Annotated in this window: 20 protein-coding genes; 4 read left to right on the forward strand and 16 right to left on the reverse strand. The window is 31.0% G+C overall.

Annotated features, from left to right (window positions below):
- Window positions 1–1769, reverse strand: a 1769-nt coding sequence (locus VK164_RS08845) for a choice-of-anchor L domain-containing protein (RefSeq protein WP_324208999.1), incomplete at its 3' end; no start/stop codon positions are given.
- Window positions 1770–1877: 108 nt separating this feature from the next.
- Here VK164_RS08845 and VK164_RS08850 point away from each other — a divergent pair.
- The 3 genes from VK164_RS08850 to VK164_RS08860 are packed head-to-tail and all read left to right on the forward strand — an operon-like array spanning window position 1878 to window position 5620.
- Complete coding sequence (locus VK164_RS08850) at window positions 1878–2777, forward strand: NifU family protein (RefSeq protein ID WP_324209000.1); 900 nt, start codon at window positions 1878–1880, stop codon at window positions 2775–2777.
- A 45-nt stretch (window positions 2778–2822) separates the two neighbouring features.
- Window positions 2823–4853, forward strand: coding sequence for a thioredoxin domain-containing protein (locus tag VK164_RS08855; RefSeq protein WP_324209001.1), 2031 nt, complete (start codon window positions 2823–2825; stop codon window positions 4851–4853).
- Window positions 4850–5620, forward strand: a complete 771-nt coding sequence (locus tag VK164_RS08860) for a mechanosensitive ion channel family protein (protein WP_324209002.1) — start codon at window positions 4850–4852, stop codon at window positions 5618–5620. The genes VK164_RS08855 and VK164_RS08860 overlap by 4 nt, the downstream gene beginning before the upstream one ends.
- Here VK164_RS08860 and tsaB read toward each other — a convergent pair whose 3' ends face one another.
- From tsaB to VK164_RS08875, 3 genes are all read right to left on the reverse strand, one after another.
- Complete coding sequence (gene tsaB / locus VK164_RS08865; RefSeq protein WP_324209003.1) at window positions 5621–6280, reverse strand: tRNA (adenosine(37)-N6)-threonylcarbamoyltransferase complex dimerization subunit type 1 TsaB; 660 nt, start codon at window positions 6278–6280, stop codon at window positions 5621–5623.
- A gap of 97 nt (window positions 6281–6377) precedes the next feature.
- On the reverse strand, window positions 6378–7700 hold the full coding sequence (locus VK164_RS08870) for an efflux RND transporter periplasmic adaptor subunit (protein WP_324209004.1): 1323 nt from the start codon (window positions 7698–7700) through the stop codon (window positions 6378–6380).
- Between the two features lie 21 nt (window positions 7701–7721).
- Window positions 7722–9044, reverse strand: coding sequence for a TolC family protein (locus VK164_RS08875; protein WP_324209005.1), 1323 nt, complete (start codon window positions 9042–9044; stop codon window positions 7722–7724).
- Window positions 9045–9156: 112 nt separating this feature from the next.
- Between VK164_RS08875 and VK164_RS08880 the strand changes: the two genes are divergently transcribed.
- Window positions 9157–10548, forward strand: a complete 1392-nt coding sequence (locus tag VK164_RS08880) for a DUF4403 family protein (RefSeq protein WP_324209006.1) — start codon at window positions 9157–9159, stop codon at window positions 10546–10548.
- Window positions 10549–10627: 79 nt separating this feature from the next.
- Here the strand turns inward: VK164_RS08880 and VK164_RS08885 are convergent, their stop codons facing one another.
- The 12 genes from VK164_RS08885 to gcvH all read right to left on the reverse strand — a co-directional run bounded on the left by VK164_RS08885 (window position 10628) and on the right by gcvH (window position 19548).
- Window positions 10628–10894, reverse strand: a complete 267-nt coding sequence (locus tag VK164_RS08885; RefSeq protein ID WP_324209007.1) for a hypothetical protein — start codon at window positions 10892–10894, stop codon at window positions 10628–10630.
- The gene (locus VK164_RS08890; protein WP_324209008.1) at window positions 10884–11423 is read right to left on the reverse strand and encodes a DUF420 domain-containing protein; all 540 of its coding nucleotides are present in this window, start codon (window positions 11421–11423) and stop codon (window positions 10884–10886) included. Before VK164_RS08890 ends, VK164_RS08885 begins: the two co-directional genes overlap by 11 nt.
- Before the next feature lie 42 nt (window positions 11424–11465).
- Window positions 11466–12092, reverse strand: a complete 627-nt coding sequence (locus tag VK164_RS08895) for an SCO family protein (RefSeq protein ID WP_324209009.1) — start codon at window positions 12090–12092, stop codon at window positions 11466–11468.
- Between the two features lie 9 nt (window positions 12093–12101).
- Window positions 12102–12803, reverse strand: coding sequence for a hypothetical protein (locus VK164_RS08900; RefSeq protein ID WP_324209010.1), 702 nt, complete (start codon window positions 12801–12803; stop codon window positions 12102–12104).
- A 78-nt stretch (window positions 12804–12881) separates the two neighbouring features.
- Entirely contained in the window at window positions 12882–13232 is a 351-nt protein-coding gene (locus tag VK164_RS08905) for a cytochrome C oxidase subunit IV family protein (RefSeq protein ID WP_166234788.1), read from the reverse strand.
- A 21-nt stretch (window positions 13233–13253) separates the two neighbouring features.
- Complete coding sequence (locus VK164_RS08910) at window positions 13254–14234, reverse strand: cytochrome c oxidase subunit 3 (protein ID WP_324209011.1); 981 nt, start codon at window positions 14232–14234, stop codon at window positions 13254–13256.
- Between the two features lie 45 nt (window positions 14235–14279).
- On the reverse strand, window positions 14280–14867 hold the full coding sequence (locus VK164_RS08915) for a cytochrome c oxidase subunit 3 (protein WP_324209012.1): 588 nt from the start codon (window positions 14865–14867) through the stop codon (window positions 14280–14282).
- Between the two features lie 2 nt (window positions 14868–14869).
- Window positions 14870–15772, reverse strand: coding sequence for a heme o synthase (cyoE, locus tag VK164_RS08920; protein WP_324209013.1), 903 nt, complete (start codon window positions 15770–15772; stop codon window positions 14870–14872).
- A gap of 87 nt (window positions 15773–15859) precedes the next feature.
- Window positions 15860–17965: a gliding motility protein RemB gene (locus VK164_RS08925; RefSeq protein ID WP_324209014.1), complete on the reverse strand. Its 2106-nt coding sequence runs from the start codon at window positions 17963–17965 to the stop codon at window positions 15860–15862.
- 6 nt (window positions 17966–17971) lie between these two features.
- Entirely contained in the window at window positions 17972–18715 is a 744-nt protein-coding gene (deoC, locus tag VK164_RS08930) for a deoxyribose-phosphate aldolase (RefSeq protein ID WP_324209015.1), read from the reverse strand.
- Window positions 18716–18782: 67 nt separating this feature from the next.
- A complete protein-coding gene (locus VK164_RS08935; protein ID WP_324209016.1) occupies window positions 18783–19199 on the reverse strand; it encodes a VanZ family protein in 417 nt (138 codons plus the stop codon).
- The gene (gene gcvH, locus VK164_RS08940; RefSeq protein WP_324209017.1) at window positions 19168–19548 is read right to left on the reverse strand and encodes a glycine cleavage system protein GcvH; all 381 of its coding nucleotides are present in this window, start codon (window positions 19546–19548) and stop codon (window positions 19168–19170) included. Before gcvH ends, VK164_RS08935 begins: the two co-directional genes overlap by 32 nt.
- Window positions 19549–19617 lie beyond the last annotated feature (69 nt).

The following is a 19617-nucleotide window of genomic DNA, read 5'->3' on the forward strand; positions in this document are numbered from 1 at the left end:
TGTCCTGCAGCATCTAATGTTATTGTTTGATTTGCTCCACCATCAACTGTATACGTCACAACTGCATTTGGTGTTCCTGTAAAAGTAACAGTTCCTGTATTGCCTGAACAAATTGTATTTGCTGTTACTGAAGCAGTGGGACCTGTAAAAACAGTTACTACTGCGCTACCCGAAAGAGTAACAACACACCCACTATTTACACTTACTAAATTATATGTAGAATTAGCTGTTAATGCTGGAGTAGTTATACTTGCATTTCCAGATGCATCTAATGTTATCGTCTGATTTGGTCCACCGTCTACATTATATGTCACAACTGCATTTGGTGTTCCAGTAAAAGTTATTACTGTAGTTGTTCCAGACGGGATTGTAGCTGTACCAGAAATAGTTGCTGTTGGTAGTGCAGAATTTACAATAACATCAAACTGAGTAAAAGCAGGGCAAGGAATTGCAAAATTTTCTACTCGAACATAAATAGTTGTAACAATTTGAGTTGCAGTAAAGTTTGCAGAGATCTGATTTATATTATCAATTGCATCTTGAGCTGTTAGATAAAACAATACATCATAATCCGAAGGACTTAATGATCCTAGCACAGACAAATTATTATCTGCCAAATTAAAGTTATAAGTACAACTATATAAATCTGGTGGATTTTGATTTATAGTAATACCTGGTAAATATTCAACAACAATACAATCGCTTTGTGTACATGAAGCTCCAGAAATATTACTTGCTTGCAAACAATATGTACCAGGTTGAGACACTAACAATGTCGACCCTGTAGCTCCAACAATAACATTTGTATCTAATGTCCATATAAAATTATAATCCGCTGGGTCTAAATTAGAATCTAATAATCTTGTATCACCAGGACACATTGCCAAACCATTAGCCTCAGTCATATCATCAGTTTCAACTCCAATACCTACTGGATAAGATAAATCAGCTACCCCAACATTGAAACTTCCGGCCTCAATAAAAACCGCAGAGTTGTAAGCACTATCATTTCTATCTGCAATAACTAATTTTATATGATATGGGTTATTAGGTGTAACCGTTGAAGCGGCTGTCATTAAAACAGTTTGTCCATTAAAATTAATCGCAGCTCCAGCTGCATTAGCCCCTCCATTAAATTCTCCAAAATAAGCAATATTCTCTGAAGAACAACCTGCATTATTTGCATTATCTCTAACAGTAATTACAGAAACTGGAGTTGAAGTCCCCGGCACTAAGGCCAAATTAGTTACTGTTCCAGTTGTAACATCTGTTAAAAAAAAAGCAAAAGCATCAGAATAATTACATTGAAAAGTACCATATTCTTCTGATGCAAATAAGAAATTAAATGACATTTGGTCTGTCAACGGCATAAAATCAAACTCAATAATAGTAGCGTCATTATAATCTGTCAACCCTGGATCAATTCCTAAAGCCTGAATATAATTGAACAATTGATTATCTCCTGGCCAAGAACCATCACTTAACGTTGTAGTATTAGGACCTGGTACATTTGTTAAAGCACCAGTATTCATAACAACCCCTGCGCTTATAGGAAAATTGGGATTTGTATTGGTAAAATATCCAATCCCTGTTCTTGTTCCTAATGTTGCTCCAGAACTCCATGATATGTTGCTCACTAACGCACAAGGAGAGTCAATCAATACATCCTCAACCAATTGCGGTACAGTGTGAGTTGTTGTGTTAACAACAATCGGCTGAGAGAAACCGATGGCAGTTATAAACAAAAAGAATGAGTAAAGTTTTTTCATTGTATAGTTGTTTGTCGTTTTTTTAACCTAAAGTTAATTTTATTTTAAAAAAACAAATATAAACATTTGATAGAATTTTGTTCTTATCTTTGCAAAAACATAGTCAAAATGCGCGTAATATCGATAAAAATAACAAATAACCCTTCAATTGTTAAATTTGAATTAGATGAGTTCATTATCAGAACTGAAAATTTTGAATTTAAAAATATTGATGAAACTCAACAATCACCATTAGCCAAGCAATTATTTTTCTTGCCTTTTGTAAAAACGGTTTATATTTCAGCTAATTTTATTGCCATTGAAAAATTTTCAATTGTAGAATGGGAAGACGTTCAAGATGATTTGGCAAACCAAATTAATGGATTCATTGAAAATGGTGGAGAAATATTAAAAATTAATGAAAACAAGAATAAAAAAATTCCTGTTACTATTTATGCTGAAACTACGCCTAATCCTTCTGTTTTAAAATTTGCTTCTAACAAATTAATGACCAAGACTGCGGTTGAATTTAAAAACATAGACGAAACAGCAGCATCTCCACTTGCTAAAGAATTATTCAAATTTCCTTTTGTAAAAGAAATTTTTATTGATGAAAATTATATTTCCGTAACCAAATTTGCAGTAACAGAATGGGATGAAATAACTTTGGAATTAAGAACTTTCATTAAAGAATATATTGAGAATGGAGGAACTGTGATTGATGAAAACGCTATTATAAAAACCGACAATCATCAAAAACAACAAGAAAGTTATTTTGAAAACTTAGACGTTACTTCACAACAAATTATCAATATCATCGAAGAATACGTTAAACCTGCTGTTCAAAGTGACGGCGGAAACATCATGTTCGAATCCTTTGACCCCACCGAAAAAAGAGTAAAAGTTGTATTACAAGGAGCTTGCAGCGGTTGTCCTTCATCAACCTTCACTTTAAAAAATGGTATCGAGAACATGTTAAAAGATATGTTAAAAGATCAAGATATAAAAGTTGAAGCAATTAATGGATAAACTCCAAACCTATTTAAAAATATTTTACCTTTAAGCGTTCTAACAATGAACGCTTTTTTTATGAATGAACTACATCTAGAATCAAGTCCTTACTTATTACAGCATGCTCAAAATCCAATTTTTTGGAAAGCATGGAACAATAGCACATTGGCAACAGCAAAAAATGAGAACAAACTAATCATTATAAGTATTGGCTATGCTGCTTGTCATTGGTGTCATGTTATGGAACATGAAAGTTTTGAAAATAATGAGGTAGCAGCAGTCATGAATAACAATTATATAGCTATTAAAGTTGACAAAGAAGAGCGACCAGATGTGGATGCCATTTATATGAAAGCTTTACAAATAATGACAGGACAAGGAGGTTGGCCATTGAATGTTGTTTGTTTACCCGATGGAAGACCCGTTTGGGGAGCAACATACGTAAAAAAAGAAAATTGGATTGATACTTTAGAACAACTTGCTGATATGTATCAAAATCACAGTAAAAAAGTTATCGAATATGCCGAAAAATTACACGAAGGCTTGAATATTCTAGGAATAGTTGAACAAAATAAACACACCGATGAATTTCCGTTTGAAAATATTCATTTTTTAGTTGAAAAATGGCAAAAAAGTTTTGATTTAGAATATGGCGGATACGCAAGAGCTCCAAAATTTATGATGCCAAACAATCTTGAGTTCCTTCAATATTATGGCTATGTTTTTCAAAATGATTTCGTTTTAAATCATGTTGATTTAACTCTAACTAAAATGGCCTATGGAGGACTATTTGACACCGTTGACGGTGGTTTCTCACGTTATTCGGTTGACATAAAATGGCATGTTCCTCATTTTGAAAAAATGCTGTATGATAATGGTCAATTAATTTCAGTTTATGCTGATGCCTATAAACGCTCACAAAACCCATTATACAAGTCTATTATTGAAAAAACTTTGCAATTTATTTCAAATGAATTAACGGATAAATCTGGAGGATTTTATGCCTCGCTTGATGCTGATAGCTTAACCGAAAATCAAGAATTAGAAGAAGGCGCATTTTATGTATGGAAAAAAAACGAATTAGAATTTATCCTTAAGGAAGATTATTATTTGTTTGCTGAAGTATTTAACCTCAATTCTTTTGGTCATTGGGAACACGAAAATTATGTCTTAATACAAAAAGAAAGTTTGACAGAAATTGCCACTAAAAATAACCTTTCCCTAGAAGAATTGATAGCAAAAAAACAAGGTTGGGAAAATCTACTTTATCAAGTCCGAAACAAGAGACAAAAACCAAGATTAGATGACAAATGCCTAACTTCATGGAATGCTATGATGCTCAAAGGTTACACGGATGCTTACAGCGCCTTAGGAAATATAGATTATTTAGCTATAGCTGAAAAAAATGCACTTTTTATCACCCAAAAACTTTGGACACCAGAAGGCAATTTACTTCATTCTTACAAAAATGAAACTGCAAAAATTGAAGGCTTTTTAGAAGATTATGCTTTTACTATTGATGCTTTCATCCGATTATATCAAGTAACGTTTAATGAAGAATATCTTCAAAATGCAAAACAATTAACCGATTATTGTTTGGAACAATTTTATGATGAAAACCAACATTTTTTTGCTTTTAACTCAAGGAATGATTCCCAATTAATCGCTCCACATTTTGAAGTAGAAGATAATGTTATCCCTGCTGCAAATTCTGTTATGGCAAACAATTTGTATGTTTTAAGCATATTGTACCATAACTCCTACTACGAAAAATTAGTCAACCAAATGCTACATCATATAACTGTAAAAATTGATTATGCATCAGCTTATTCTAACTGGATGAAATTATGGTTAACAAAAAATAGAGGAAAAGAATTGGCTATTTGTGGCGAAAAAGCTCAACAAGAATTACAAAAAGTAAACAAAGAATATCTTCCAAACATAATTATTGCCGGAAACAGTAGAAATAGTTCAATACCATTTTTAGCACATCGATTTGTAGTAAATGAAACCTTGTTTTACCTTTGTGAAAAGAAAAGTTGTTTACAACCCGAAACTTCTTTTGAAGTAATTCAATCAAAAATCAAATCATGACAGCAATAGAAATTCAAAATTATTTTGAAACCGTTAAAAAATTAGTTCTAGAATATTCTCCAAAATTTGTCGTGGCGGTTATTATTCTTTTAGTTGGACTATGGGCTACAAGTTTTATTACTAGAACCGCTAAAAAATTAATGATAAAGCGAAATGTAGAATTAACACTTTCTAATTTTATTGGAAATCTAATTTTTTGGACACTTCGCATTCTTTTATTTGTTACTGTCATATCAAAACTTGGGATAGAAACCTCTTCATTTGTTGCTATTTTAGGAGCAGCTGGATTAGCAGTAGGTTTATCATTACAAGGTTCATTGTCAAATTTTGCTGGAGGAATTTTAATCATATTATTCAAGCCTTTCAAACTTGGGGATACGATTGAAGCGCATGGCGAAACAGGAAAAGTAGCAGAAATTCTGATATTTTCAACTAAATTAATCACTGCAACCAATCAAGTGATTTATATTCCAAATGGGATTTTATCGAATGGAAAAATTAAAAACTATTCACAATTAGGAATTAGAAGAGCTGATTTGATATTAAAAACAAGTTACCAGTCTAATTTTTCAGAAATTAAATCAAATATCTTAAATTTTGCATCTACTCATGAACTCATTTTACAAGAACCAAAACCTGAAGTGTTAGTGAATGAATTATCAGAAACTACAATTGTTTTTGTTGTAAAAGTTTGGACAAATAATACTGATTTCTCAAAAGTAAGTTCAGATATTTTAGAGTTCAGCAAAGCTATTGTAAAACTTTAATTATTTAATTAAAACAAAATCTTTTAGATAAAAAGGTTCAAAATAAGCTACATCAACAAATTCCTTTTTTTGAAATTTTTCAAAGGATAAAGCACTCATTTCGTTAGCCGAAGGAAATACTTTTGAACTATGAAATACAAATTTTTCATCGATTAATGTATTTTTAAACTTTTCGATTCCGTCACCTACTAAATGAATTGTTTCTGTAATCTCTCGATATGAGGTTTCGTCAATTATTTCAGCCTGTGTAGCTCTAATTTGTTTGTGATTTTTATCAAAAAAAGCGGAAAAAACCTCCATTCTTCTAGCATCAATCATTGGAAGAATAATGCCGTTTTCTATTTCAACTTGTTTAGCTAAAAGTTGTAAAGTATCTATTGCTATTAATGGGACATTCAAAGCATAACAAAATCCTTTTGCCGAAGATATTCCAATTCGCAAACCAGTATAAGAACCAGGACCTTGGCTTACAGCAACAGCGTTTAAATCAGAAAACTTGATGTTGTATTCATTTAAAATTTCTGCAATAAAAACGTGCAACTTTTCGGCATGAGAAAAATTTTGAGCCGCAATTTCTTTACAAGCAATGGTTTTTCCGTTTTTTGCTAAAGCTACTGAACAATTTTTTGTAGCGGTTTCTAAATTTAAAATAAGCGACATAATTGATTTTTGAATTACAAAGTTACTAAGGAATCCGCTCTAAAAAAAATAAGACGCTATTTCTAGCGCCTTATCTAACTCAAATATAATCAAAATTTTATTCTTTTGCTTCAGTTTTGTCTTTTTTATCCTTATCAGACTCAACTCTTACTTTATCATTTGACACTAAATCTTTAGAAACCGTTGTATAAGGCCCGATGATAATTTCCTCACCAGGTTTTAAACCAGATATAATTTCTATATTACTATCATCTTGAATACCTGTTTTTACTACACGTAATTTTGCTTTGTCACCCACTTTTACAAATACACATTCATATTTTTTATCGCTTTTTGGTGCAGTCCCTTTTTTCTCTTGCTCTTCTTTCTCTAGTTCTGCAACAATATCTTTTTTTACTGAAGTGGTATCATCTTTAATTACAACAGCACTAATTGGCACGGCTACAATATTTTCTTTACGTTTTGTAATAATATCTACTGTAGCAGTCATTCCAGGTCTAAATGGGGAATAGTTTTCTGGTTTACCTGCTAGCAAATCCTGATAAGATTCTTTTAATATTCTAACTTTTACTTTAAAATTAGTTACCTGGTCTGCGGTTAAAGCTGTACTCGCCGAATTTGAAATACTTGTAACGATTCCTTTAAATTCTCTTTTCAAATAAGCGTCAACTTCTATATTTGCAGAATCTCCAATGTTTATTTTCACAATATCATTTTCATTCACATCTACTTCAACTTCCATATTGTTTAAGTTGGCGATTCTAAGAATTTCTGTTCCTGTCATTTGTTGAGTTCCTAAAACTCGTTCACCTAATTCTATATTTAACAACGAAATAGTTCCGTCTGCTGGCGCATAAATAGTAGTTCTACCTAAGTTATCTTTAGCTTCAGTTACAGTTGCAGATGCACTTTGCACTTGATAATATGCAGATTGCTTATTAGCAACGGCTACCTCATAAGAAGAAACCACTTTATCCCATTCAGATTTTGAAATAATTCCTTTTTCAAATAATCTTTTGTTTCTATCATAGTTTGCTTTGGCTTCTTTTACCTGAGCATCTGCCTGACTTAAACCTGCTTTCGTAGTAGACATAGAAGCTACTGAACGATTAACACCAGATTCATATAAATCAGGATTGATGCGAACTAATAAATCTCCTTTTTTAACTTGTTGCCCTTCTTTTACAGGTAATGCAATTACTTCACCTGAAACTTCCGATGAAATTTTTACCTCAATTTCAGGTTGAATTTTTCCAGTAGCCGAAACCGTTTCAACTATAGTAGTTTGTGCAACTTTTGACAATTCGACAATTTTTGAATCATCATTATTATCAATAATGCCTCCTTTTTTAAGTCCAACTAATAACAGGATTAATCCAATAGCACTTCCTAATAAAATGAATATGGTTTTCTTTGACATGACTATTTATTTAATTTTTTATTATTGCTTTTTTATTAATGGAATTCCAAAATAGAATTCTAATATTTTAGTTCTAAAAATGTAATCATATTTTGTTCTTAGAACTTCAGATTGTGCATTTTCTAATGCAATTGTTGCTTGAGAAAAATCGAACGCATTAAGTAAACCTACTTCATATCTTTCTTTAGAAAAATCAAAAGCTAATTTTCTTGCATCTAATGATTTTTGGGCCGATTCAAAAGATTTTCTTGCATTGATTACATCATTATAAGCTTGATATACATTACGCTCTAAATCTAATTCCGCTTGTTTTAATTGAAATTCGGCTCTTTCTTGGCTAATTTTTGCTCGTTGAACTCTTCCTCTTGTAGCTAATCCGTTTAAAATAGGAACATTCAATTGCAATCCAATAGCAGTTCCATCAAATAAAGACAATTGATCAACAAAATTAAATGGAGTGCTTTCTGACCAACGCGTGTTGTATCCTACGAAACCAGTTAAAGTAGGTAAATAAGAAGAACGAGAAATAGCCAAATCTTTTTTAGCCAAATCAACATTTGACATAGCTATTTTCACATCTTTAACCGATTCTTTTGCTTTTGCCAAAATAGCTTCTTGTGTTTCATTACTCACATTTGAAAGTGGCAAATCAATGGCTTCATCAGAAATATCAAATGTTGCATACTCTTCAATTAACAATGTTTGACACAAAGCAATTTTTGAAATCAACAAAGCATTTTCAGTACTAATAATTTGTTGTTGTTGTGAAGCATCGGTTGCTTGCAGTTCATATATATCACCAGCTGGAACAGAACCTGCTTCAATTAGATCTTGTGTTCTTTTGATATTCTCTTTTGTAATCAGATTTTGATTTTTTTGTACCTTCAATTGTTCTTTATTGAACAAAATTTGTAAATATGAATTAGCAACCGAAAGCGCAATATCATCTTTCATTTTATCCAAACGATATGAATTTGCTATTTTATTTAACTTGGTTCGCTGTAATGTTTTCCAGTTAGCCAAACCATTAAACAAAGTGATATTTGAATTGGCTCCAGCAGAAAAAGATTTAAAAGTTTCGTTTTGGAACTGATTTGTAACAGGATTAATACTTGCTCCAGTATTTACACTATAATTTGCATTAGCACTCAAAGTAGGTAAAAATCCTCCAATGGCTTCCATTTTTTCAACGTCAGATGTTTTCAAATCTAACTCAGATTGTTTGATGGAAATATTGTTTTTTATGGCATAATCTACACATTCTTCCAACGTCCATTTTTTATCTTGGGCAGCCAATTGAAAGCCTACAAAAAGTAGTAATAGCACTATTTTTTTTGATATCATTTTACGCACTTTAATTCTCATTTCTTATAAGACCTCATTTTTATAATTTTGTTACAGATATCAATTAAAATTTTACATTTACATCGAAAAAATTGAATTTATACCATCAGTAATGAAAATATTTGTTGCCTTAACGCTAATTTGCACTACCTTTTTAGTATTAATCTCTTGTGGAACTACTAAAAAAATTGAAGCTTTAAAACCAGCTCCTTCAAACGATACTCCCGTTGTTTACAAAAATAAAACTTCGTTTGTAGCTATGCCCGTAGAGATAACGTTAAATGAAATTGAGCACCAGTTGAATAAAAATTTAAACGGATTAATCTACAATGATTCCATTTTGAATGATGACAAAACCGAAATGAAAATATGGAAAACAGCACCTATCAAATTAACTGAAAAAGACGGAAATATTGTTTCGGTAATTCCATTAAAAATTTGGGCAAAATTCAAGTACGGAACTGATTTTTTAGGACTAAATGATACTCGAGAAATTAATTTAAACGGAACCATTACTTTAAACAGCAAAACACACTTAACCAATTGGAAATTAACCACTAATTCCAAATTAGAGGATTTCGAATGGAGTGAAAGCCCAAGCATATTGTTAGCCGGAAAAAATGTTCCAATCACCTATATAATCAATCCAACTTTAAGCATTTTTAAAACTAAAATTGCTAAAAAAATTGACAAAGCTATTGATGAAAGTTGTGATTTTAAACCGCATGTTTTATCAGTTTTAGAAAAACTAAGCACACCTTTTTTAACCAGTGAACAATATGAAACTTGGTTCAAAATGGTGCCTATGGAATTATATGTAACCGAAGCCAAACTTGCAAAATCAAAAATCACAATGAACATGGGATTGAAGTGCAATATGCAAACCATGGTAGGACAACAACCCAAAAACGGATTTGATGCTTCTAAAATTGTATTAAAACCAGTTGCTTCAATTCCTGATAACACAACAGCTTCTGTTGTTGCGGTATCAACCTATGAAAGTGCTAGTAAAATTGTAACCAAAAATTTTCAAGGTCAAGAATTTGCTTCAGGAAGTAGAAAAATAGTAGTTCAAAAAGTAGATTTATGGCAAAAAGATGGTAAAATGATTATTGCTTTAGATGTTTTAGGAAGTATTAATGGCACTATTTATTTAGTAGGAATTCCAAATTATAATCCAATTACAAAAGAAATATATTTTGACCAAATGGATTATGTTTTGAATACCAAAAGTATTTTAATGAAATCGGCAAACTGGCTAATGCAAGGCACAATATTGAAGAAAATACAAGAAAACTGTCGCTATTCTATCAAAGGAAATCTTGAAGAAGGAAAGCAAAACATGAAACCTTATTTGAATAATTATTCGCCAATGAAAGGTGTTTTTGTAAATGGCACCCTAAACGATTTTGAATTTGAAAAAGTGGAATTAACAGATAAAGCCATTATCGCATTTATAACTACTTCTGGAAAAATGAATATTAAAATTGATGGTATGGAGTAGATTAAGTTAGAAATAACAAATTCACTATTGATAAATTGAAGATAGAGATGAGTTTAACAAATTTAGCTAAAAAAACTCCTTACTTCTTCTTACCATATCGCATTTTGTAAATTGCATAGCCTAAAACGCCTACTAAAATGTAAGGTATTGCCATTAAATAAACTATACCATCATTAACTGCTTCAGCTTTTACACCGCCATCTTCGCTTTCAAGAGCGGCACGACACATGGCACATTGTGCTTTTGAGGCAATAGGCAATAGGCAATAGGCAATAGTAAAAACAACTATCTGTAAAACTTTTCGCTTTTCCCTTTTCGCTTTTCCCTTATTAACTTTAACTTGCATAATAAGGTGATATCATTAAATAAACTATTACACCCGTAACTGCAACATATAACCATATTGGAAAGGTGATTTTTGCAATTTTTTTATGTTTATCAAATTGTTGCGACCATGCTTTTACATAAGTAGTTAAAACCAACGGAATAATAATAACTGACAACACAATGTGAGTGATTAAAATAAAATAATATATGTATTTAATTACACCTTCTCCACCAAATTTTGTAGAATCTGATGTCATGTGATAGGCAACATACATTGCTAAAAACGCTACCGAACAAGCAATAGCAAACTTCATTAAGTTTTCATGTAAACTTCTTTTTCCGTTTTTTATAGCTATAACTGCTGCAACTAAAATTACTGCAGTTAAACCATTAATTGTTGCATAAATAGGCGGCAAAAAAGACAATGGTTCTACATCAAAGCCCATTCTTTTTAAATTAACCCCAAAAAGTAGCGCAACTACCGCTGGAATAGCTATTGATAAAACTACTATTAGTTTATTGTATTTTGTTTCTATATTATTTTCCATTTTGTTACTTTGAAATTCGTGTTATTTACTTCGTACTTTGTTTTATTCTTCTAATAATTTTTTAATATCTTCTTTAATAGCTTCAACACCTTTGACATCTAACCCATCATAATATAAAATTGGATTTCCTTGAGTGTCTTTTCTACATCTGATATTACCTCCTTTATCAACTAATGCAAATAAACCTGAATGCTCAAATCCTCCTGCTGCTTTGTTGTTTTCGCCAGCATATAAATTGAATCCTTTATTTGCTAATCCATAAATATATTTTTTATCACCTGTTAAGAAATGCCAATTATAATGCTTCACTCCTAATTGATTTGCATGTTCTTTTAAAACAGCCGCAGTATCATGTTCTGGGTCAATAGTAATGGATGCTAAGCCAAAATTTGGATTGCCATAAAATTCTTCTTGCAATTGTAACATGCTTTGATTCATCTTTGGGCAAATAGTTGGACAAGTAGCAAAAAAGAATTCGACCACATACACTTTCCCTAAATAATCTTTATTGGAAATTTTTTTATTGTTTTGATCTGTTAATTCAAATGCTGGAACAGGTCCAATTTCAACTAAATCAGATTTTTGAAATTTAGCAATAATTTTAGGTACAGCCCAAATTCCAAAAATTAAAACAATAAATGAAATTCCAATATATGACTTGTTTTTCATCTTCAATTCTTATTTATTTCTTTCAATATTTTGTTTGATATTATCTCTGAACGCGTCTTTTCTCTCGTTTTTATTCTTCTTTAGTGCTAGTCTATACTCGCGAAGAATAATTTTAATATCATCAGTCATTTCATTATGCAAATCAGCTGCAGAAATGGTATTGTAACTTTCTTTATATTCTTCAACGCCTTTTTTATTTTTCCCTTTTCTTCCTCTATGATTTAATTCTTTGTCTACTATAATCACAGCTGGGGTACCAAAATTTGCATCTAATTTTCCAACCAATTTATAACTATCATAAAACGATTGAATTTCTTCTGGAGTAGCAAATACAAATTTCCATCCTGTCATTTCTCCAGTAATTGGTGCTAACTCATCTATTATCTGTTTCGCTTTAGCTTCATTACCAATTGGCGCAACCATTATCATTTGAAAATCTTTAAATCCTTTGTATTTATTATAAATTTTCTGATTTAAATTGAAAAAATTCCCTCTATTTTCGATTACATTATTTCCTACAAAACCTAAAACCGTTATCTTATCCTTCATACTAATATTTTCATGATTCAATCCTTTCCAATTATGAGGAATATCAGCATTAGCTTTAGAAATAGTTGGCAAAAAAAGTGAATTATGTGTTGCCGTTGAAAATATTAAATAAATTGCAATAGGCAATACAAAAAGTAATATTAGGACTAATTTGTTTTTCATAAAAACGCAGTAAATTTAGTAAACACAAAAGTAAAAAAAATCCCGATGTAAATCGGGATTAAATTATAGAAACAAGTGTTAAAAATTCCACTTGATATGTCCAGTTTTGTAAACATCAAAAACGTAAGCTCCTTCAATTAAAACTATGAAACATAGATATAATATTAAGAATACTACTGTCCAAACGATTGATCTTCTAAACCATTTTTTTTCGCCTTCCATGTGCATGAAAGCCCAAGTAATATAATATGCTTTAACGATTGTTAAGATAATGAACAACCAATTAAGTAAATTCATTCCTGCAAAATTATTAAAGTATAATGATTTAGGTTTAAAAATACCAAACAATACTTCAACAATAGTAATAATAGATAGAATTACAAATACTTTCCAAATTCTTCCTGTATGTGATTCGTGTGCGTGTGCCATGATATGCTTTTATTAAATAAATTATACTAAGTAGAAGAAAGTAAATACAAACACCCATACTAAATCGACAAAGTGCCAATACAATCCAACTTTTTCAACCATTTCGTAACTTTTTCTTTTTTCGTAAGTTCCTAATAATATATTAAAGAAAATAATGATATTAATTAAAACTCCTGTAAAAACGTGAAATCCGTGAAAACCAGTGATAAAGAAAAAGAAGTTAGCAAACAATTTACTTCCATATTCATTTCTAACTAAGTTAGCTCCTTCAACTACATATTTAGTATCCGCTAATCTTTTGATAGACTCTTCTCTAGTTAGAACTGTTTTTTCTTTTTCAGCATTAATGGTTTCTGTACGAACTAATATTGATTCATCAGCTTTGAAACCTTGTACAACTTCATTTACTGAATGAGAAGGAATTGAAGCTTCATCCATGAACCAAAAACCATTGTTTCTGTTTAATTGTTCGCGTTCTTCTGGCAATGTTAAAGCAAAATCACCTAGAGCTACTCTTTCATATTCACCATTAGCTCCTTTTTTTACGAATTGTAAGATAGAACCTCCTTTAGTTTCAACAGCTCCAAATTCACCTTTGATAAAGTTTTTCCATTCCCAAGCTTGGGAACCTAAGAATATTAACCCCCCAACAATTGTAAGTGCCATATAAACAGCTACTTTGGTTTTTTTCAATTGGTGCCCTGCATCTACAGCTAATACCATAGTTACAGAAGAAAAGATTAAGATAAAAGTCATTAACGCTACATAATACATTGGAGCATCAACACCATGTGCAAATGGAAAGTGATTAAAAACCTCATCAGCAATAGGCCAAGTTTCAATAAACTTAAATCTTGAAAAACCATACGCTGCTAAGAATCCTGAAAAAGTTAATGCATCAGATAAGATGAAAAACCACATCATCATTTTACCATAGGTTGCTCCTAATGGTCCTGGACCTCCGTCTAAAGCGTGTTCATTTGAAATAACTGTCGCTCCCATAAATTTTTTAATTGTTAAAAAGTTCCCAAATTTATTATTTTTTTTCTATTTGAAAAAATAGAAAAACAAAAACAAATAAACCCAAATAAAATCCATAAAGTGCCAATACATTGCACTTAGCTCTATACCAAGGGTTTGAGCCGAATTGTATTTTTGTTTATAATGATTATAAATTACTACTAAAAGTGAAATTATTCCACCTAACAGGTGTGCAATATGTACTAAAACAGCAATATACAAAAAAGAAGTCGTAACATTACTTTCACTTCCAGTAAAAAAATAGCCATTATCTATTACTTGTCCAAATCCTTTAAATTGTAACAAAATAAATGCTATACCCAACCCTAAGGTTGAAAGTAACAAAATAGTCGTTTGGCTTCTATTTCCTTTTTTAATCGACTGTAAAGCCAAATAAAATGTAAAACTACTCACTAACATAGCAATTGTACTAATCAAAAATGCCGTCGGCAATTGAAAATCTTTTAACCAATCAGGTCTAGATTTACTTACAACATAAGCACTTGTTAATCCCGCAAAAATCATTGCAATACTTATCATTCCAAACCAAAGTAACAACTTATATGTTCTTCCTTTACGTTCTTGTTCCTCTTCAAAAGTCATTTTATTTTCCATAACTATCGTAAAAATTTATCTAAAACATATACTATTTGCAATAATGAAATGTATGACACACTTACTAACATTAATTTTCTAGCAGCTTTTGCGTCCATCTCTTTATGTAGTTTAAAAGCGTAATATAGCATCCAAACACCTAACAAAACTACAACCACAACAGCTGGTTTAGACAAAAACAATTTACCTGTAAATCCAAATGCAGGAATTACTGAGGCTAAAATAGTCCAAAAAGTATATAAAATTGTTTGCAATGCAGTCTTTTTATCTTTATTTCCCGTTGGAAGCATAAAAAAACCTGCTTTTTTATAATCGTCATACAAAAACCAACCTATTGCCCAAAAATGTGGAAACTGCCAAAAAAACTGAATAATAAATAAAGTTCCTGTTTCAATACCAAAATGCCCCGTAGCTGCTACCCAACCAAGCATATATGGAATTGCACCAGGGAATGCACCTACAAATACAGATAATGGTGTAACTGTTTTTAACGGTGTGTATAAACTCACATACATAAAAATCGAAATTGCACTAAACATAGCAGTTTTCGGATTTACATTGTATAAGATAATTAAGCCTAGTATGGTTAAAATACTTCCTAAAATGAAAGCTGTCTGTTTGGTCATTCTACCTGATGGAAGCGGACGATTTTGGGTTCTATCCATTAAGGCATCTAAATCTTTCTCAATAATTTGATTGAAAACATTTGAAGCTCCAACCATACAATATCCACCAACTGCTAATAATAATAGTACGAACCAATTTTGTGAAGACCAAGAATCAACACCCAACAAATAACCTGCAATTGTTGAAAAAACAACACTAATTGCTAATCGAGCCTTCGTAACTTCTACAAAGTCTTTATATAAAGATTTTTTAATTTGAGGTTGTGTGTTTATATCCACTTTTTTGTTTTTGCTTTGAAATTGCGTGCAAATATACGATTTGGAATTTAGAATTTAGAATTTGAATTTAGAAAATCTAAAAAACCATTAATAATCAAAATACCAGTTAAACAAATCGCTTCTTAGCCCAATTGAAAACCAAGTAGTATTTGATTGTACTGTGGTAGCAGTTTCAGCTGTTGGATCAAAATTTCTAACTAAGACATTTCCAAAAACCTTTAAGTTTGAAGCTGGATTAACCAAATAACCTACTTGTAAATCAGCTATCAAAACTGTGGTTTTATTCCCTTGCGCTATAGAAACACCTGTATCGTATGGTCGATTTTCATCGTAATCCAAATAAATGTTTCCGCCATAATTATAATTATCTACTCCATTATTGAAATCAAAACCTCGTTGTCCGTAGATTAATTTTGCGTCAGCAAAGTATCTTCCTTTATAATATTTTGCAATAGCTACTAATTCTCTGAAATTTGCACCCCAATTATGCCCCATGCTTTGGTTATTATGCCCATAATTTGTCAAAGGGTTGCTATGCGAATACACATAAGGTCTCACTTGATTATATTCTAATTGAAGCATCAAATTTTTAATCTTAAATGCATCATAATATTTTACCCCTAGTTGATATCCAAATTTATTTCTCCAACTTTGATTACTTTCTTGCACATCGCTTATGGCAAATTCATCAATTAAAAATTGTCCATAAAAATTAATTTGATTGTTCCATTTGTATTTTGAAGAAAGTCCTAAAACAGCATTTCCTGTTTTTGAAGACGAACCAAACTCTACTGCTCTATAAAATATCAATGGATTTACAAAGTTAAAATCAAAACCTCTATCGTTTGTATTGGTCCAAACTACGTTTTCAAAGAAACCTAAATTAAATCGTTTTGTAACATTCCAACTCAAATAGTGGCTTGCCATATATTTTGTTGCATAAGTTCCGTCAATTGTTGCTAAATCTCTTACATCTTTTAACCACATGTAAGTATTTGTATATTTAATTTTCCAAAAAGTTGTATTGATTTTAAAAAAAGGATAAGGACTGGCTCCATCACTTTGTAATAATGAACGGTATCCATCGCCAAGAAAATTTCTTCCGTACCCTAATTGCAAATTAATGAATTGGCTTGGTGTGTATTTTATATTTGCTTCCGCCATTGGAAAATCATAAGCATCTTCTTTAAAACGCTTTGCTATTCCTATTCCAGGAATAATAGCTGGATTTCCACCAGAAGGCTTAATACTTTCTGAATAAGCATTATAATAATCGGCAAATCGCCCTTGACTTTCATAAATAGAAGTTGTAAAAGTTAATTGCTTCCCTAAAGCTCCATCAACTTTTAATCCACGAGTATTCACAAATGTATTTGAAGCTTCGCTTTCAATATCTTTTCCAATTCTTAAATCTAAAATTGGGTTCAATGTAAACCAATATTCTTGACCTTGTATAGCAACTAAATTTTCATTCCAAAATTTTCTTCCCCACCAAGATGTTTTTTGTTTTAAAGCAGTTTGATTAACTGCTTCAAAATCATAATATTTAGCCACTTCATCATACGAATAAGGCTTTGAAGCTGTATGATTATTGCTTCCAACTTGGTTTAACAAGGCGTCAAATACCGCATAATTTTGATGTGTAAACGGTATATTTCCATTGCTTTTAAATTGTGGATTTTCAAATGGTTTATACACAATTGAATCATATTCAGACAATTCTTTCGTATTGTCAATAAGTGCGCTATTTGTCTTATCCTGTAATACTTGATTTCTATCTTCAAAAGGTTTTGGTTGTTCTAATGGAATAGAAAGTTTTAATGTAAATTTAGAATAAGTAGGTTTCCCCGAATATTTAGCAGGAATTACTTTCGGTAAAGTTTGAAAAACTCTTTTTGCTTCTATTTTTAACGACTCATGTGCAGCATCAATATATAAAACTTTAAATACACCAGTAGTATCCACCTCAAAAAGCACCATTACATTTCCTTTATAATTGCCAGTTTGCAATTCTTGCGGAACCTTATAATTAGTGTAAAAAAAGTTTTGAATAGTAGTATAAAAACATCCTTCTTGTTGATTGCTCATAGCGTTTACACAATCTGGAAAAACAGGAAATTGTTCATTAGTATTAGTTTGAGCGAAAGCTGAAAAACCAATAATTGCAATCAGAAAACACAGGGATTTTTTCATAATTTATTAATATTCGCTTTTAGAAATTTCTCCATTTGCAATTGCTTTTGCGGCAGAAGTTCCAATTCTTTTTACGCCTAACTGAATCATTTCAACGGCTTCTTCATAAGTCCTAACTCCACCAGCTGCTTTAACTGGCAAAGGAAACGAGTTTTCCAACATTAATTTAATTGTTGGAACTGTAGCACCATTTGGCATTCCTTCTGGTGTTTTATAAAATCCTGTTGATGATTTTACAAATACTTTTTCATAGTCTTTTTCACTACAATTAGCTATTACTACATTTTTTATCAATGCCGATAACTGCACTATTTGATGATTATCTAAAGCAGCAACTTCGATAATCCATTTTACAATTTTGTTGTGTTTTAATCCAAATTTTGTGCACTCAATTACTTGCTTTTTTACTTCGTCAATCGCACCATTTTTGAATGCTTTGTAATCAACTACAAAGTCTAAATCATCAACACCATTTCTTACGGCTTGAGCAGCTTCTTCAAGTTTAGATTCAAGAGCACCATCTCCTTCTGGAAAATCAATTACAGTTCCAATAGTTACTTTAGAATTAGATTTTTGAATCATTTCTTTTGCCAAAACCACTTTATCAGGTCGAATCATAATCAATTTAAAGTTATTATCAATCGCCTCTTGAATGCAATTTTTAACCACTTCAGTATTCTTCTCTTCTGATAAATTTGCTTGTTCCGCTGTTTTTAAATAAGTAGAATCTAAATATTGCTTGATGTCCATTTTGTAGTATTTGTAATATGTGGTAAAAATAAAAAAATCCCATCGAAATGGGATATTTTTATAGTAATTATTTGAAGTTTTTATACTTAGAATAATTTATGTGAGTTGTTTTTTTGTTTAAAAACATACAAACTATGAAAATTCCAAAAAGCGCTCCAAATGTATTGGCTAATATATCATAAAAATCAGCTTGCCGATTTTCTGTTAATAGCGATTGCATAATCTCCATAGCAATTCCATACAAAACCGTTGCAAAAACTAAAACAAGGTTGAAATTTTTATTCTTTACTTTGCTTTTTAATGCTAAATACCAAAACAGCACAAACACAAAATAAAATATAAAATGAGCGGTTTTGTCTTTTCCAGGAATACTTAATTTAGGTGTGTTATTTAAACTTACTAAACTTCCAATGGTAATTCCAATTGTCCAAAGAATAGCAAGTATAAAAAAATTACGCTCCGATAAGTGCTTTGTAATCTTCACTTGATAAAAGTGTTTCAACTTCTGAAGCATCTGAAATTTTTACTTTTACCATCCATCCATCTCCGTAAGGATCTGTATTTACTTTTTCTGGGGCAGACTCTAAAGAATCGTTAAATTCTATAATCTCACCTGAAAGAGGCAAGAATAAATCAGAAACTGTTTTTACAGCTTCAACTGTTCCAAAAACTTCATCTTTATCTAACGTTTGATCTAATGTTTCTACTTCAACATATACAATATCACCCAATTCTTTTTGAGCAAAATCTGTAATTCCTACTGTTGCAACATCTCCATCAACTAAAACCCACTCGTGGTCTTTTGTGTATTTTAAATTAGTTGGTATATTCATTTTAATATGATTTTTTGTTGTACAAATGTAATTGTATTTATTGAATTGCAAAATATGTTTTTTGTTATT

Origin of the sequence: Flavobacterium sp., assembly GCF_035299005.1 — a bacterium.
Classification (GTDB): Bacteria; Bacteroidota; Bacteroidia; order Flavobacteriales; family Flavobacteriaceae; genus Flavobacterium.

What these genes read in the sequence shown, in the direction of transcription:
- VK164_RS08860 (WP_324209002.1), top strand. Translation starts at nt 4,850, where the DNA reads ATGACAGCAATAGAAATTCAAAATTATTTTGAAACCGTTAAAAAATTA.
- VK164_RS08870 (WP_324209004.1), bottom strand. Translation starts at nt 7,700, where the DNA reads ATGTCAAAGAAAACCATATTCATTTTATTAGGAAGTGCTATTGGATTA.
- gcvH (WP_324209017.1), bottom strand. Translation starts at nt 19,548, where the DNA reads ATGAATATACCAACTAATTTAAAATACACAAAAGACCACGAGTGGGTT.
- VK164_RS08925 (WP_324209014.1), bottom strand. Translation starts at nt 17,965, where the DNA reads ATGAAAAAATCCCTGTGTTTTCTGATTGCAATTATTGGTTTTTCAGCT.
- VK164_RS08895 (WP_324209009.1), bottom strand. Translation starts at nt 12,092, where the DNA reads ATGAAAAACAAGTCATATATTGGAATTTCATTTATTGTTTTAATTTTT.
- VK164_RS08885 (WP_324209007.1), bottom strand. Translation starts at nt 10,894, where the DNA reads ATGCAAGTTAAAGTTAATAAGGGAAAAGCGAAAAGGGAAAAGCGAAAA.
- VK164_RS08890 (WP_324209008.1), bottom strand. Translation starts at nt 11,423, where the DNA reads ATGGAAAATAATATAGAAACAAAATACAATAAACTAATAGTAGTTTTA.
- tsaB (WP_324209003.1), bottom strand. Translation starts at nt 6,280, where the DNA reads ATGTCGCTTATTTTAAATTTAGAAACCGCTACAAAAAATTGTTCAGTA.
- VK164_RS08855 (WP_324209001.1), top strand. Translation starts at nt 2,823, where the DNA reads ATGAACGCTTTTTTTATGAATGAACTACATCTAGAATCAAGTCCTTAC.
- VK164_RS08880 (WP_324209006.1), top strand. Translation starts at nt 9,157, where the DNA reads ATGAAAATATTTGTTGCCTTAACGCTAATTTGCACTACCTTTTTAGTA.
- VK164_RS08900 (WP_324209010.1), bottom strand. Translation starts at nt 12,803, where the DNA reads ATGAAAAACAAATTAGTCCTAATATTACTTTTTGTATTGCCTATTGCA.
- VK164_RS08915 (WP_324209012.1), bottom strand. Translation starts at nt 14,867, where the DNA reads ATGGAAAATAAAATGACTTTTGAAGAGGAACAAGAACGTAAAGGAAGA.
- VK164_RS08910 (WP_324209011.1), bottom strand. Translation starts at nt 14,234, where the DNA reads ATGGGAGCGACAGTTATTTCAAATGAACACGCTTTAGACGGAGGTCCA.
- VK164_RS08850 (WP_324209000.1), top strand. Translation starts at nt 1,878, where the DNA reads ATGCGCGTAATATCGATAAAAATAACAAATAACCCTTCAATTGTTAAA.
- VK164_RS08875 (WP_324209005.1), bottom strand. Translation starts at nt 9,044, where the DNA reads ATGATATCAAAAAAAATAGTGCTATTACTACTTTTTGTAGGCTTTCAA.
- deoC (WP_324209015.1), bottom strand. Translation starts at nt 18,715, where the DNA reads ATGGACATCAAGCAATATTTAGATTCTACTTATTTAAAAACAGCGGAA.
- VK164_RS08905 (WP_166234788.1), bottom strand. Translation starts at nt 13,232, where the DNA reads ATGGCACACGCACACGAATCACATACAGGAAGAATTTGGAAAGTATTT.